The organism is Leclercia sp. AS011, assembly GCF_037152535.1.
GTDB lineage: Bacteria > Pseudomonadota > Gammaproteobacteria > Enterobacterales > Enterobacteriaceae > Enterobacter.
Genome location: NZ_JBBCMA010000004.1, coordinates 280,881 through 296,194 on the forward strand (window position 1 = coordinate 280,881; position 15,314 = coordinate 296,194).

The window sequence follows — 15,314 nt, forward strand, 5'->3', positions numbered from 1 at the left end:
CCGGATGAGCAGACGCTGGCAACAGGTTCGTCACCAGCTGCGCCGCAATCGTCCGGCGCAGTTCTCGTTATTTGTCCTCTTTATTTTTGTCGTCGCCGCGCTCTGTGCGGGGCTAAGTCCTTACGATCCGGATCAGATGTCGCTGGGCGCGCGCACCCTGCCGCCCGATAGTGCCCACTGGTTCGGTACCGACGAGTATGGACGCGACTATTTCACCCGCGCCCTGTACGGCGGGCAGATCTCGCTGATGGTGGGTTGTCTGGCGATGCTTTTTTCAACCCTGATCGGCACTCTGGTCGGCACGGTGAGCGGCTACTTCGGCGGCTGGCTGGATAACCTGATGATGCGCGCGGTGGATATCCTGATGGCGATCCCGGCCTTCTTCCTGCTGCTGGTGCTCAACGCTTACCTGAAGCCAGGCGTGGATAACATCATCTTGATCATCAGCCTGCTGACGTGGATGAACATGTCCCGGCTGGTGCGTGCCGAAACCCTGTCCGTTAAAGAGCGCGAGTATGTGCTTTATGCCCGCGCCTCCGGGGAGCATCCCCTGCGGATTATCCTGCGGCATATTATCCCCGGCGTGCTGCCGACCATTATCGTCGCCGCCACCCTGAATATCGCCTCGGCCATTCTGATGGAGTCGACTCTGAGCTTCCTCGGGCTCGGGGTACAGGCACCTGCCGCCTCCTGGGGCAGTATGCTCAACAACGCCCAGTCGTATATTGGCGAGGCCTCCTGGCTGGCGATGTTCCCCGGCATTCTGATCCTGCTGACGGTATTCAGTTTTAACGTGTTAGGCGACGTGTTCCGCACCGCCTTTGAGCCGGGAGCAAACCGCGATGAATAACTTACTTGAACTCGACAACCTGCAAACCACCTTCCGCACCCGGGATGGCGATGTCCACGCGGTGCGCGGGGTGAGCTTTCACGTTAAGCCGGGGGAGCTGGTGGGCATTGTCGGGGAGTCCGGCTGCGGCAAGAGCGTCACCTGCAAATCGATTATCCAGCTGCTGGGCAGCAACGGGCGCATCACCGGGGGGCAGATCCGTTTCGACAATGACGATCTGGCGCAGAAAACCCCGGAGCAGATGCGCGCCATTCGCGGGAACCAGATCGCGATGATTTTTCAGGATCCGATGACCGCGCTCAACCCGGTGGTGACCATCGGCAGGCAGATGGCCGAGATCCTGATGCGCAATAAAGGCCTGAACAAAAAAGCGGCCCGCGCGGCGAGCATCGCCATGCTGGAGCAGGTGGGCATTGCCGAAGCGGAGCGCCGCTACGATCAGTACCCGCACGAGTTCAGCGGCGGCATGCGCCAGCGGGTAATGATCGCCATCGCGCTCTCCTGCGATCCGCAACTGCTGATTGCCGATGAACCCACCACCGCGCTGGACGTCACCATTCAGGCGCAGATCCTGCGATTGTTGAAAAGTTTGCAGCAGAAAACCCACACCGCCATCCTGCTGATCACCCACGATCTTGGGGTCGTAGCCCAGGTATGCAGCCGGGTGGTGGTGATGTACGGCGGGCTGGTGATGGAGGAGGGCAGCGTGGAGGATATCTTTTATCGTCCGGCGCACCCTTACACCCAGGGGCTGCTGGCCTCCCTGCCGCACCCGGAGCAGACCAGCCATCGCCTGTCGCCCATCGAAGGATCGCCCCCGGGGCTGCTCAATCCGCCTCCGGGCTGTCCGTTTGCCGAACGCTGCCCGCAGCGGATGCCGCAGTGCGAGCGTCAGCCGCCGTTTTATCATCCCGATCCGGGACATCGCGCGGCCTGCTGGCTGCTGGCCGAGAAGGAGGTTCAGGCATGAGCGAACAACATTCCCCCCTGGTCAGCGTGCGGGACCTGCATAAACACTTCACTCTCAACGGCGGCCTGCTGCGCAAAGGGGTGGCGGTGAGAGCGGTGGACGGCGTCAGCTTTGATATCCGGCAGGGCGAGACCTTTGGCCTGGTGGGCGAATCCGGCTGCGGCAAATCGACCCTCGGGCGCGCCATTCTGCGGCTGTTTGATATCACTTCCGGCGAGATAGATTTTGCCGGGCAGGCAATCGCCCAGGCCGGCGAAAAGCAGCTCAAGCCGCTGCGCAAGCGGATGCAGGCGATTTTCCAGGATCCCTACTCGTCGCTGAACCCGGGGATGACCGTCCAGCAGCTGGTGGCGGAGCCGATGCAGATCCACGGCTACAGCCGGGAGGAGCAGCGGGAGCGTACCGACACCCTGCTCTATAAAGTGGGGCTCAAGCAGGAACATCTTCAGCGCTTCCCGCACGAGTTCAGCGGCGGCCAGCGCCAGCGCATCAGCATTGCCCGGGCGCTGTCGGTACGTCCGGAGTTTGTGCTGTGCGATGAGCCGCTGTCGGCGCTGGACGTCTCGGTGCAGGCGCAGGTGGTGAATATCCTGCAGGATCTGCAGCAGGAGCTGGGGCTGACCTACCTGTTTATCGCCCACGATCTGTCGATGGTGCGCCATATCTCGACCCGCATCGGGGTGATGTACCTCGGCAAGCTGGTAGAGGTGGCCCCCTCCGACACGCTGTATCAGCATCCGGCCCACCCCTATACCCGGGCCCTGTTAGCCTCGGTGCCGCAGCCCGATCCGCGGATCCGCAATCTGGAGCAGGCGACCCTGCGCGGAGAGATCCCCGGCCCGACCTCGGTGCTGCCGGGCTGTAAGTTCTGCAGCCGCTGCCCGCACGTGATGCCGGTATGCCGACGCGAAACCCCTGCGATGCAGGAGATCGCTCCCGGCCACTTTACGGCCTGTTGGTTGTTTAAGGTTTGAGGGTAATGTGCCAATATCCGCCGGGTGGCGGCTTTGCCTCACCCGACCTACAAAACCCGTAGGCCCGAGCAAGCGCAGCGCCGTGGGGGGACGCATTTTTTATCAGGAGTGCAAGGAATGATTGTCGTGACCGGAGGGGCGCGCAGCGGTAAGAGCGCCCACGTTGAGGGGCTGGTCGCCCGCCACTATTCACAGGTGTTATATATCGCCACCTCCACCGTCACCGACGAGGAGATGGCGGCGCGCATTGCCCGACACCGTGCCCAGCGGCCCGCCCACTGGCGCACCCTGGAGCGCTATCGCGATCTGGGGGCCGTTCTCCACCAGCAGGTTCAACCCGGCGAAGCGGTAGTGATCGAGTGCATCACCACTCTGCTGGCAAATCTGCTGTACGACGCCTCGGGCGGGGCCGATCCCGACACCCTGGACTTTACGGCGCTGGAGGTGGCATTGCAGCAGCAGATCGACGACCTGATCGCCGCCTGTCTGGCGACCCGCGCCCCGGTGTACATCGTAACCAACGAGCTGGGGATGAGCATTACCCCAGAAAACCGTCTGGCGCGGCATTTCGTCGATATCGCCGGGCGGGCAAATCAGAAGCTGGCCCAGGCGGCAGAAGAGGTCTGGCTGGTGGTCTCCGGGATTGGAGTCAAAATTAAATGAGCTTAGCGATGTTATGGGCGACGCTGCGCCTGATGTCCCGTATTCCGGTGCCGGAAAAATGGGCCGATGGGGTGGAGTTCCGCCAGCTGGCCCGCGGGGTGCCGTGGTTTGTGCTGGTTGGCGCGATGATTGGCGCGCTGGCCGGACTGCTGGCGCTGGTGGTGAGCCAGACCGGCGGCGGGATTTATATTGGCGCGGCGGCCTACGTGCTGGCGCTGGTGCTGCTCACCGGCGGTTTTCATCTGGACGGGCTGGCCGACACCTGCGACGGCATCTTCTCGGCCCGCAGCCGGGAGCGGATGCTGGAGATCATGAAGGACAGTCGGCTGGGCACCTTCGGCGGCCTGGCGCTGGTGTTCGCCATTCTGCTGAAAGTCCTGGCCGTGACTGGACTGGGGCATCTTCCTGCCAAAGAGTGGTTCGCGCTGCTGGTGTGCGCCCCCATTGCCGGACGCGCCGCGCTGGTGCTGGGGATGTATGGTCAGCGCTATGCCCGCGAAGGGGAAGGGATGGGTAGCCTCTATATCGGTCAGGTGAGCTTCCGTCATGCGGCGCTCACCCTGCTGGGCGGGGCGCTGGCGGTGGGGCTGATCGGCGGACTGCACGGCCTGGCGGCGATGCTGGTCACTTACGCCGTGATCTATGGCCTGGTGCACTATCTTCGCCGTCGTCTCGGCGGCCAGACCGGGGATACCCTGGGCGCGCTGGCCGAAACCGCGGAGATCGTCTTTCTGCTGGCACTCTTCTGGGTCTGAACATGCGATTTTTTCTGGTTCGTCACGGACAAACCGCGGCCAACGCCAGCGGCCTGTTTTACGGCAGCACTGATGTGCCCCTGACCCCGTTGGGGATTGAGCAAAGCACGCGGGTGGGCGGTCTGCTGGCGGAGGTATCTTTCAGCGAGGCGATATCCAGCCAGCTGCTGCGCGCGCAGCAGACTGCGGAATTGATCGTCCCGGTGACCGGGTGCGATGCGCGGCTCAACGAGATGGACTTTGGCCGCTGGGAGATGCGGCATTTCAGCAGTATTGCTGAAGAGGAGCCCGAAGCCTGGCAGACCTGGCTGGATGACTGGCAAAACGCCACCCCCAGCGGCGGTGAGCCCTTCCCGCACTTTGCCGGGCGGGTGAAGGCCGTGGCCGACGAGTTAGCCCTGCGCCAGGAGCCGGGCGATATGCTGATCGTCGCGCACCAGGGGGTACTCAGCCTGCTGCTGGCCCACTGGTTAAAGATGCCGACAGACTCCCTGTGGCACTTCCCCTTTAAGCAGGATGCTTACACGATGGTAGAAAATCGCGGCGGATTTATGCTGTTACGCGCCTTTAACGACCGGAGCCCTTTCCGGGAAGAAGAGTGAGAACCCCCCCGATGCAAACAATACAAGAATTGCTGGCCGCTATTCAGCCGCTGGATGAGCAAAAACAGGCGCAGGCGGCGCAGCATATTGATGGCCTGGTGAAGCCGCTCAACAGCCTGGGACGGCTGGAAACCCTGGCGATCCAGCTGGCGGGGATGCGGGGATTAACCCGGCTCGACGATCTGCAAAAAGAGATTATCGTGATGTGCGCCGATCACGGCGTCTACGAAGAGGGGATCGCCATCAGCCCGCAGCAGGTGACGCACCTGCAGGCGCTGAATATGCTGAAAGGCACCTCCGGGGTCTGCGTGCTGGCGAAAAACAACGGCGCGACCGTGCTACCGGTGGATATCGGCATCGACTGCGCGCCCATCGAGACCATGCTGAGCCTGAAGGTAGGGCGCGGCAGCGGCAACATCGCCCGTGGCCCGGCGATGAGCCGTGCCGATGCTGAGCTTCTGCTGCTGCGCAGTGCCCGGCTGGTACAACAGCGCGCCGCAGAGGGAATCGCGGTGTTTGGCACCGGCGAGCTGGGTATTGCCAACACCACGCCCGCCTCGGCGATCATCAGCGTGCTCAGCGGCTGCGATCCACACGAGGTGGTGGGGATCGGCGCTAACCTGCCGGCGGATCGGATCCAGCATAAAGAGGCGATTGTCCGTCAGGCGATTGCCGTCAATCAGCCGGATCCCGCCGATGCCCTCGACGTGCTGGCGAAAGTGGGGGGTTACGATCTGGTGGGCATGACCGGGGTGATCCTCGGCGCGGGAGCGTGCGGACTGCCGGTGGTGCTGGACGGTTTTCTCTCCTATGCCGCGGCGATGGCCGCCTGTCAGCTGGCGCCAGAGGTGAAAAGCTACTGCATCCCGTCGCATTTCTCGGCGGAAAAGGGTTCCCGGCGGGCGCTGGACTGCCTCGGCTTAACCCCGTATCTGTATCTCGATCTGCGTCTGGGCGAGGGGAGCGGGGCGGCACTGGCGATGTCGATCGTCAGCGCCGCCGGGGCGATGTATTGCCAGATGGGCGTCCTGGCAGAGAGCGGGATCGCTCTTAAAGCGTAATCTGGCGCAGGCGTCCCAGCTGGCGCTGATGGGGTCGTCCGAGAAGCAGCACCGTGGTGAGCGCGCCGAGCAGGGCGCAGAACATATCGGACTGCGTATCCCAGGGATCGCCCTGCGTGCCGAGGAAATCATCCGCGCCCTGGCCCATTGCCAGCGCCGCCCACCACTCGATCAGCTCGTAGGTGGCGCTGATCGCCAGCGCAATACAGCACACCACAAAGGCCGTCATCCTGCGGCCCGTGACGTAGCCGCCGCGCACCAGGATCTCCCGGGCTGCCAGGGCAGGCACCAGCCCCTGGAAAAAGTGGCCCAGCTTGTCGTAAGGGTTGCGGCTCAGATGGAACATCTCCTGAACGTCAAAGCCGATGGGCACTTTGGCGTAGGTGTACATCCCGCCCACCATCAGGATGATGGCGTGCCAGAAGATCAGCGTGTAGAGCAGGGGAGTCAGCGGGTAGCGTCGTTGGGTGGCAAGCAGCAGCGGCACAATGATAATGACCGGCGTCACCTCCATCAGCCAGGTGGTGCGGTCCGCGGTCGACAGGCCGGTATAAATCAGGATCAGCAGTAAAAGCAGCGCGCCGACCTTTAATCCAGAGGAGAGTGCAGTTTGCGTCATGTGAGTTAACTGTTGAGTAAAAACAGACACTATTGACCGACGCGGTGAAAAATACAATGTCTGGCGGCTGAGCATAAAAAAACGGGGCCATTCGCGGCCCCGTTGATCGTTCACAACAATCAGAACGACTTGCGTAAACGCAGACTGAAGGTGTGCGCCTGGTAGCGCTCACCGGCCTGCAGGTCATAACGCGCGTCGAGGCTCAGATCGTTGGCGTCATACAGGGTAGTCCCCACCGCCACGCCCGCCATATCTTCCACCGGAGAGGCTCCTTTGGTGATAAAGCTGGTTTCACCGATGGCATCGGCGGCGTAGGTCGCATGGCTGCTGACCTGACGGTTATCGTACTGATGGATCCAGGATACCTGGGCGAACGGCGTCAGGTTACCCAGGCCGGTGGCGAAGCTCTTCTCGATGCGGGCACCGATATCGCTCACCACAGACTGCGCGTGGGTGCTGCTGACATCCAGCGCCATGCCGTTGCCGCCGGTTTCGCTGTAACCCTCTACATGCTGATAGCCGTAGGTCAGGCCCGCCAGCGGGGTCAGGACCACGTCAGCCGGCAGGGCGATCGGATAGCCAAGCTCGCTTTGCAGGGTGATGGAGTGACCGTTGAACTTGCCGTGGGCAGCACCTGAGAAGCCGGTGAAATCAGCCCGACGCACGGAGCTGTAGTTCTGACGGTTCAGACCCGCAGAGAGGTTCAGGTACCACGGATTACCGGTGTAACCCGCGTAACCAATCACCCCGTAGTTATCGGCGGTGGAGTTGTTGCCGCTCAGGTTGTCTTTCCCGTGTACGGAGGTGTTGCTGTAGTTCAGGGCGGCGCCCAGACGCCAGTCATCACCCAACGCGCGGTCGGCACCGATGATCAGACCGCCAAACTTCGCGGTATAGCCGCTGACGTTGTCGGTGCTGTCCTGGCGAGCATACCCGCCGAACGGCTGACCCCAGACGATCCAGTTGTTAGCGTAATCATCGCCGGTTGCCACGCCGCTGGTGCCAGAGGCCTGCGGATTACGTACGGCATCAATGTGAGCACCCACTACGGCCTGAGCGGTAGAGGTCGCCACGGTGGCCGCGGAGCTGGTGTTGAGGTTCTGGCTGGTGGAGAGACGCTCGCCAGCGCGGTTTGCTTCCTGCTTACCTTCAATCGCCAGAGAGGCGTTATACAGATTCAACAGCTCCGGGGAGGCGATACCGGAGTAGTGCGCCAGTCCGCCGAGTGACGCCGTAGCGCTCGGGATGGTGGCATAACCCCGTTTGGTCGGCTGAACAGGGGCGGGTTCCGCTGGCGCAGGCTGCGTCGGCGGCGTTGGCACCGTGACGACCGGGGTAGTGACGTCAGGCTCCGCCACAACCGGCGGGGTGACCTCTGGCGTTGGTTCAGGCTGAGGCTCTACCGGCTCGATGATCACCGGCTCTGCGCCCAGAGTTAACACCAGGGCCTTGCTGTCAGCGACGTCGTAAACGGAGCCATTCACCGTACCGCGGTAGCCGAGGGCTTTGTAGTTCAGCTGGTCGGCGTGGTAATCGGTATCAGCGCCTGCGGCATTGATCACCACATAACGCTGGCCTTCGGCAAACTGGTAAGTGCTGCCGGTGCGCAGCAGCTTGACGCTGGAACCCGCATCGATGATGGCATTGCCGCTGACGTTGAGGCGGCCATAGCCGGAATCGGCAACCAGGTCGCCGCCCGCCACCGCCAGATCGGAGACGCCGGAGATCAGCGTCGCAGCGGCTTTCTGATGGTAATCCCCGGCGATATTAATGCTGTTGTTCACCTGCAGGGAGGCTGCTTCGTTCACTACGCTGCCGTTTGATACCGGCCTTTCATCGCTCATCTGCAGTGACATCAGGCCGTATTCAGGCATGCTGGTAACGATATTATCGTTCAGCAGCAGCGAGCCGGTGTTGAATACCACGTCGGAGCCCATAATAGTGCCAGTCGCGCCGTCGATGCCGCTCAGCGTGCCCGTGGTGGTAGTGCCGCCATTGACGATCAATTTTGTTGCGTTTAAGGCGTAAATATCACCGGCAATATCGCCCGTGTTGGTCAGGGTTACGCCATCGCTGCTGTTGCTACCGACCATCAGGGCATAATAGCCGCCGGTTAACAGACCATTGTTAACGATCGAGCCAAGGGGGCCATAGCTGTAGATTGCGACGTAATTGCCGCTAATTTGGCCGTTATTTTCAATGGATCCGACGGTGCCATAGTTAACGATACCGGCGAAGCTGCCATTGATCTTATTATCGTTGACGAGGGCATTAAGGGTGCCCTGGTTATAGATCCCGGAACGGCCATAATTATCGGATGCCCCCCCGTCAATCGACCCGGTATTGTGCAACGTGCCAATCGTACCACTGTTAAAGATGGCACCGTTTTGGCCAATATAGTTGTTATTATCAGCATCCGTGGTGCCGACAAGGCCCGCATTGAGTAAGTTATCAATGGTCCCCTGATTGCTGATGCCGAGGGAACCCAGGATCTTGCCATCAACGGTATTGTTTAAGGTATGAATTGTCCCGGCATTGTTAAGCGTGCCGGTATTGTAATTACCGCTATAGTAATTGTTCGAATTTCCCTTAATAGTGCCGGTGTTGGTTAAGGTATTAACCACCCCCGAAGCACCCACCGCAAGCATGCTGTTAATCTGGTATTCATTAACGCTGGCAATGGTACCGTTATTATTAAGCTGATCGACTGTTCCATCTATCTGAACAATATTGTTACTTAAAAATAAAGGCATACCACTCTGGTCGTTAATAACGCCATCATTGGTAAGCGTCGTTACAGTCACCCCCGCATTTACCGTCAAGGCTGAAACTGGCATGCCAGTCACAAACCCATTCTGGGTGATATGCACTAACTCTTTGGCGTCGGCGATCTGCACGTTGCTTGTCGGGGTATCAATAATTAATTCAGGCGATGTGGCGTAGGCCTGGGCGGTCGTGGAGGCCACCAGCAGAGAGATCAGCTGGCTAAGACGTTTCTTTTCCATGGTGTACCATCATAAAGTTGCGATGTTTGTGCAAAATGCAGTTGTGATTTCTTCGGATTAATCCGATATCTTCGGGCGCAGAATATACAATTTGTTGCCGAAAACAATAAGCGACGCTTAATTATTTCCGGCTGAATTCATTCCACATTTTGGCTTATGTTGATAATTTGAGTTAAGGCTGGTGCGGTATGAGGATATATCCTCACTTTTTGCAGGGAACAGTACTGATAAATTTATCTTTATTATTGGTGGGGTGTATTTCTGCCGATCCACATAGTGCTGCACAAAAAATCGCCAGTGAAAGTGGTATGACCAGTAAAAAATTTGACACATATCCCTTCCCGATTATCGGTTGGCATCGGATCACGCCGCCGGTGCATTCCCTGCGGGTCTACATCGAAGGGGATGGCTTTGCCTGGAAGAGTCGCACCACCCCTTCGGATAATCCGACGCCGCGTAATCCGACCGGCCTGAAGCTGGCTGGGGCGGATACGCAGGCAAACGTGTTATATCTTGCCCGGCCCTGTCAGTTTATCGGGCCGCCGTTACCGGCTAACTGCCGCGTCAACATCTGGACGCAGGATCGCTTCTCACCCGCGGTAATAGACGCGATGAACGAGGCGCTCAGCCAGATGGTGGCGCGTTATCCGGGTGTGAAGCTCGATTTGGTGGGCTACTCCGGCGGCGGCAATATCGCCGCGCTGCTGGCGGAGCGCCGGGATGATGTGCGCTCCCTGCGCACGGTGGCCGGCAATCTCGACGTGGCGTATGTCAATGCCCTGCATCAGGTCACCCCGATGCCTGCCGCTGAGAGCGCCATCGATCGTGCTTCCGCGCTGCGCGCCCTGCCGCAGATCCACTACAGCGGCGAAGCCGACACCACCGTGCCGTCCGCGGTCGCCCGCCGTTTTCAACAGGCGGTGGGAGGAAGGTGTGTGCAAACGGAGGTGGTCAGCGGGATGGGGCATGGATCGGACTGGGCGGCAGTCTGGCCGCGACTGCTGGCACAGGGGTTGCCTGCCTGCTGAGGGGTGAACAAAGTGAGGGCAAAATATGTGGAACAAGCGAAAAGGCAGCAGATGCTGCCTTTTAAAGATTTTCGCCATTCATGAGTTAGTCAGACATGTTTGATGATTAAGCACGCTGCGCCCCATGCACCTTCAGGGCCTTCATCATGAATGTCTGAAATAACCTGTTCGACTACGTAGCTATCAGGAATGTTTTCTCTGACGTAGGCTTTGACTCGCTCAAATTTATTCAACACCTTTTGCGGTGCACTGAGCAATTCACCGTCAGCGGCAGAGTAGTAGTAGGCAAACGCCCCAAATTTAATCGACGACTTTTCACGTCCAATTCTGAGTACTGAGGTAATTCGCTCGATATCATGGAACCAGCCTGACGGGCCACCAGGCTGGTTTTTCACTTCTATCACAGCACGCGGCTGGGCTTTGCCCCACCACAGTAAAATATCAAAACGTCCGCTTAAACGGGCTTTGCTGGGTTTTGGTCCAGGAGCAATGGCCCCGGCGTAATCCATCGAGCTTTGACCGTTACTCTCAACGGTGACAAACTTTGCTCCCTGCATATCGCTAAGTTCTTTTGCGATATACGTGGTCAGTACATACTCAGCGGCTGTCCATACCCACAGCCCGCCAGACATGCGTTGATAATCTTCATGCGCCTTTTCGATGCCAGAAATAATGGCACCACTGATGACATCCATAGCTACGGCGGCCATATTTGTTCTCCACTTTTATTATTGATAGCCGTCAACTATACGCCCACCGCAACGCAGTTAATGCGCTGATTTGAAAGATGATTGATGCTAATTCTGCGCCTAAGAACGTAGCAGACTTTTTTTGAATGGATGACCGGTAATTCTTGCAAAATGATAGTCTTATATTACGCAGCGATGGTTGAGTAACTTCAGGACCGAACAATGAAAAAGAAAGAGTTTGTGACCCAGGATCTGCTGAGCAAAATCTATCAGGACACCACGGCGGGGCCACGCAAACTCCCTCCTGAAAGGCAGCTGGCCGAAGAGTATGGCGTCTCGCGTTTTACTATCCGCCAGGCGCTGGAAAAGCTGGTCAGTATTGGCGTGGTGCGGATCGTGCAGGGGTCGGGGATCTGGATTAACGAGCACGCGCGTAATAATCCGCTGATCTACAACTCGATCACGGAAAAGCGATTCGATCAGATGCGCTATCGGATGATCAGCCTGCATAAAAGGAGGCCCGATCGCGCGGCTCAGCAGATCTTCGGCATCGATGAAGAGAGTTTTATCTGGCACTTTTGCCGTCTGCGCTACGTCGATGACCAGCCCGTACAGCTGGAAGTATCCAGCATGCCCGCCGCCGATTTCCCCGATCTTAATCAGCAGGCGATTGAGCGTTCCATTCAGCAGTATGTATTAAGTAAGGGGATGAATATTTCCCATATGCTGACCACCTACCGGGCGGTCAGCGTCAGCCGCGAACAGGCGGTAATACTGGGCTGCAAAAAAGGCAGCCCGGCAATGCATATTAATAATCGTGGAATACTGGAGGGGGGCCGGGTATTCGAGGTGAGCGATATTATTGATATCAACTATACCTGCACCTGGGTCAGCCCCTATAACCGCGATAATTTAGCCTGGCGACAAAATCAGGGCGTATGAAGGGTGCCGTCCGGCAGGCGGCTTTGCGTCCACTCGTGCGGGCGATAGACCAACGGATACGCCAGGGCAAGCTCTTCATTAAAGCCGGTGCCAATACCAGGGGCCGTCGGCGGATAGACAAATCCGTCCTTCGCCTCAGGCGCGCCGGGGAACACGCTGTCGGTGGCACTCGAGCGCGGAATAAATTCCTGAATAGCCGCATTATGCAGGTGAATGTTCAGATGCGTATTCACCGCCACGCCGATAGGGGTCATATCACCGGGGCCATGCCAGGCGAGGCGCACCCCAAAGGCCTGACACAGATGCGCCAGCTTCAGCGCCGGTGTGATGCCGCCAATCTGCGAGATGTGGCAGCGAATAAAGTCGATGCGGCGATTCACAATCAGGTCGTGCCATTCAGCCGGGTTATTGAAGAGCTCACCCATCGCCAGCGGCACGCAGCTCTGCTGGCGAACCTGCTCCAGCCAGGCGCTCTGCTGTGGCGGCAGGATATCCTCAATAAAGTAGGGCTGATACGGCTCAAGCTGTTTTGCCAGCTGCACCGCCTGCTGCGGGAACAGACGCTCGTGGACATCGTGTAAGAAATGGAGCGTCCAGCCATATTTTTCGCGCAGGGCGCGGAACATCTCCACGGTATTGGCCATGTATTCATGCTGATCGAACCAGGCTCCCGGAGTAGGGTTCTCCGGGGAATGCAGCGCCGAGGGTGTGCCGCCGTAAAAACCCAGCTGACAGCGGATATGACGATAACCTTGCGCCACCAGTTTATCGACGGAGGCAAAGAGTTCCTCCAGCGTCTCGCCGCTGGCGTGGCTGTAAGCCGGGATCGCATCGCGGGATTTTCCGCCCAGCAGCTGGTACAGCGGCATTCCGGCCAGCTGCCCTTTTATATCCCACAGGGCCATATCTACACCGGAAATCGCATTATTCATCGCCGGACCGTTACGCCAGTAGGCGTTAACGTTCATCATTTGCCACAGATCTTCGATGTTATTGGCATCCCGGCCGATCAGCAGCGGTTTGAGATACTCATCCACCAGGGTTTTTACCGCCAGTGGGCGCTGCTGGAAAGTGGCACAACCGTGTCCGACGAGCCCTTGTCCGGTGGTAACGCGAACGGTCACCAGGTTATGACGGTCCGGGCGGGTAATAAAACACTCGATATTAGTGATAATCACAGGCGTCACGAGAAACTCCTTTGCGGCTCTGTGGAAATACGGAATACGAATATCATCGCCCTAAAAATGTTTGCCGGTAAACCGTTTTTTTATTATTTATTTTGGTCAGTTATTTGATTCTATTTTAATTAAAAACCATACCAATTATGGATTGATGACGGTTTTATGGCTCTTTAGATGGCTAAGTGTGAGCGATATCAAATTTTATTGGTTTGTTTTGTAAGGTGGGTTTATCTATTCTCGTGGCATCAATAAAACAACAACCATACCGGCAGGAGTCTTTATGGGGACGCAAGAAGCCATCAATAATATTATTCGTCTGGTCGGCGGCCAGGGGAATATTAATAAAGTCTGGCACTGTATGACGCGGCTACGGTTTGATTTAATCGACGATAATAAAGTCGATCAGACCGCGATTAAAAATCTGCCGGGCGTGCTGGGCGCACAGCTGCAAAGCGATCAGTTTCAGGTGATCATCGGGCCGAAGGTGAACAGCTGGTATGAGCAAATGCTTAATGTGCTCGGTCAGGGGACGGATAACGCGCCGACGGTAACAAAAGGACGTAAAAGCCTGGTCTCCCTCTTTATGGATACCGTCTCAGGGGTCTTTGGTCCGATCGTTCCGGCCATTGCCGGTGCCGGGATGATAAAAGGCTTGCTCGCCGGGCTGATCGCGCTGAAGGTGGTGTCGGCGAAAAGCGATACCGTCATGGTGATCGACCTGATTGCCAGCGGCGTCTTCTATTTCCTGCCGTTCTTCCTCGCCGTGTCGGCGGCGAAGATCTTCAAAACTAATGAGTATCTCGCCGCGGCGGTTGCCGCCTGCCTGATGTATCCCTCCTTAATAGAAGCCGCGAAAGCGCTGGCGACACATCAGGAAGGGGCGGTCAGTGCGCTCTGGTTAATGAATGCGATCCCGGTCTCCGTCTTTAACTATGCCTCGAGCGTGATTCCGGTGATCTTCTCGGTGCTGGCATTGAGCTATATCCATCGCTGGGTAGACAGCATCATGCCGGATGTCCTGAAAACCGTATTTACGCCGACGCTCACCCTCTTTATAGGTGCCCTGGCGGCGCTGGTGGTGATCGGCCCGATTGGCATCTGGCTGGGTAAAGGACTCGCCTTCTTTATAGAGGGACTGTTTGGCGTGTCGGCCAGCTTCGCCGGGCTTATCGTCGGGGCGATCCGTCCGGTGGCGATCCTGACCGGTATGCATCACGCGATGACGCCGATTGCGCTGCAGAACTTCAGCGACCGTGGCTACGACATGCTGATGCCGATGATGTTTATGGCCAATATGGCGATTGCGGGGGCGACATTTGCTATCTGGCGTCTGAGCCGGGACCGTCAGGAGAAGACCGTTACGCTGTCGGCGGCCATCTCTGCACTGCTGGGGATCACCGAACCGGCTCTCTTTGGTGTTCTGACGCGCTACAAGAAAGCGTTTATCGCCGCCACGGTGGCCAGCTCGCTGGCGTCAGCCTTTATTGCCTTCTTCGGCGTGCGTCTTTATGGCTACATTCTGTCGAGCATCTTCAGTCTGCCTGCTTATATAGGTCCGTACTTTGTCTTTGCTCTGGCGGGCGTGGCGATATCTCTGGTGCTCTCCTTTACGCTGACCACCATTCTGGTGAAGAAAGAGCAGGCCGCAGAGTGATTTTGACCCCGTCTAATAAGTGGCGTAGCAGGGAATATCAGCACGATTGTGGATAACTCTGTGGGCAAATGCGTATAAGAAGGGGTTTTGCTGGGGAATGCAGCAGTCAGTCATTTTTCTGTCATTTAAGGGTTGCGGGCTCCGGAGAACTCCCTATAATGCGCCTCCATCGACACGGAACAACGGCAAACAAGCCGCCGGGTCAGCAGGGAAAAGCGTGAAATAATCGCTTGACTCTGAAAGAGGAAAGCGTAATATACGCCACCTCGCAACGGTGAGCGAAAGCCGCGTTGCACTGCTCTTTAACAATTTATCAGACAA

At 58.1% G+C, this 15,314-nt stretch carries 14 protein-coding genes; 10 read left to right on the forward strand and 4 right to left on the reverse strand.

The features are described 5' to 3' along the window. Positions 1 to 4 precede the first annotated feature (4 nt). The 7 genes from WFO70_RS17440 to cobT all read left to right on the forward strand — a co-directional run bounded on the left by WFO70_RS17440 (position 5) and on the right by cobT (position 5,875). Positions 5 to 850 carry an ABC transporter permease gene (locus tag WFO70_RS17440; protein WP_337017881.1) on the forward strand — a complete coding sequence of 282 codons (846 nt, stop codon included), beginning with the start codon at positions 5 to 7 and terminating at the stop codon, positions 848 to 850. Next, positions 843 to 1,820, forward strand: a complete 978-nt coding sequence (locus tag WFO70_RS17445; protein WP_337017883.1) for an ABC transporter ATP-binding protein — start codon at positions 843 to 845, stop codon at positions 1,818 to 1,820. The genes WFO70_RS17440 and WFO70_RS17445 overlap by 8 nt, the downstream gene beginning before the upstream one ends. After that, the gene (locus WFO70_RS17450) at positions 1,817 to 2,794 is read left to right on the forward strand and encodes an ABC transporter ATP-binding protein (RefSeq protein WP_337017885.1); all 978 of its coding nucleotides are present in this window, start codon (positions 1,817 to 1,819) and stop codon (positions 2,792 to 2,794) included. Before WFO70_RS17445 ends, WFO70_RS17450 begins: the two co-directional genes overlap by 4 nt. 117 nt (positions 2,795 to 2,911) lie before the next feature. Then, positions 2,912 to 3,457, forward strand: coding sequence for a bifunctional adenosylcobinamide kinase/adenosylcobinamide-phosphate guanylyltransferase (gene cobU / locus WFO70_RS17455; RefSeq protein ID WP_337017887.1), 546 nt, complete (start codon positions 2,912 to 2,914; stop codon positions 3,455 to 3,457). Continuing rightward, the gene (gene cobS, locus WFO70_RS17460; protein ID WP_337017888.1) at positions 3,454 to 4,212 is read left to right on the forward strand and encodes an adenosylcobinamide-GDP ribazoletransferase; all 759 of its coding nucleotides are present in this window, start codon (positions 3,454 to 3,456) and stop codon (positions 4,210 to 4,212) included. Before cobU ends, cobS begins: the two co-directional genes overlap by 4 nt. A 2-nt stretch (positions 4,213 to 4,214) precedes the next feature. After that, on the forward strand, positions 4,215 to 4,814 hold the full coding sequence (gene cobC / locus WFO70_RS17465; RefSeq protein WP_337017890.1) for an alpha-ribazole phosphatase: 600 nt from the start codon (positions 4,215 to 4,217) through the stop codon (positions 4,812 to 4,814). A gap of 11 nt (positions 4,815 to 4,825) precedes the next feature. Further along, complete coding sequence (gene cobT / locus WFO70_RS17470) at positions 4,826 to 5,875, forward strand: nicotinate-nucleotide--dimethylbenzimidazole phosphoribosyltransferase (protein WP_337017892.1); 1,050 nt, start codon at positions 4,826 to 4,828, stop codon at positions 5,873 to 5,875. On the opposite strand, the gene WFO70_RS17475 is transcribed toward cobT, so the two are convergent. Continuing rightward, positions 5,865 to 6,494 (reverse strand): DUF2238 domain-containing protein, encoded by a 630-nt coding sequence (locus tag WFO70_RS17475; protein WP_337017894.1) that lies wholly within the window; start codon positions 6,492 to 6,494, stop codon positions 5,865 to 5,867. The genes cobT and WFO70_RS17475 overlap by 11 nt on opposite strands. Before the next feature lie 119 nt (positions 6,495 to 6,613). Next, entirely contained in the window at positions 6,614 to 9,499 is a 2,886-nt protein-coding gene (locus WFO70_RS17480; RefSeq protein WP_337017896.1) for an autotransporter family protein, read from the reverse strand. Positions 9,500 to 9,687: 188 nt separating this feature from the next. Here WFO70_RS17480 and WFO70_RS17485 point away from each other — a divergent pair, with 188 nt between their 5' ends. Beyond that, positions 9,688 to 10,527, forward strand: a complete 840-nt coding sequence (locus tag WFO70_RS17485; RefSeq protein WP_442913396.1) for an alpha/beta hydrolase — start codon at positions 9,688 to 9,690, stop codon at positions 10,525 to 10,527. A gap of 89 nt (positions 10,528 to 10,616) precedes the next feature. Here the strand turns inward: WFO70_RS17485 and WFO70_RS17490 are convergent, their stop codons facing one another. Then, positions 10,617 to 11,237: a hypothetical protein gene (locus WFO70_RS17490; RefSeq protein WP_337017900.1), complete on the reverse strand. Its 621-nt coding sequence runs from the start codon at positions 11,235 to 11,237 to the stop codon at positions 10,617 to 10,619. A 201-nt stretch (positions 11,238 to 11,438) separates the two neighbouring features. Between WFO70_RS17490 and WFO70_RS17495 the strand changes: the two genes are divergently transcribed. Continuing rightward, a complete protein-coding gene (locus WFO70_RS17495) occupies positions 11,439 to 12,158 on the forward strand; it encodes a GntR family transcriptional regulator (protein ID WP_337017902.1) in 720 nt (239 codons plus the stop codon). On the opposite strand, the gene WFO70_RS17500 is transcribed toward WFO70_RS17495, so the two are convergent. Beyond that, positions 12,146 to 13,345 carry an enolase C-terminal domain-like protein gene (locus WFO70_RS17500; protein ID WP_337017904.1) on the reverse strand — a complete coding sequence of 400 codons (1,200 nt, stop codon included), beginning with the start codon at positions 13,343 to 13,345 and terminating at the stop codon, positions 12,146 to 12,148. The genes WFO70_RS17495 and WFO70_RS17500 overlap by 13 nt on opposite strands. A 274-nt stretch (positions 13,346 to 13,619) precedes the next feature. On the opposite strand from WFO70_RS17500, the gene WFO70_RS17505 reads away from it, so the two are divergent. Beyond that, a complete protein-coding gene (locus tag WFO70_RS17505; RefSeq protein ID WP_337017906.1) occupies positions 13,620 to 14,993 on the forward strand; it encodes a PTS transporter subunit EIIC in 1,374 nt (457 codons plus the stop codon). Positions 14,994 to 15,314: the final 321 nt, after the last annotated feature.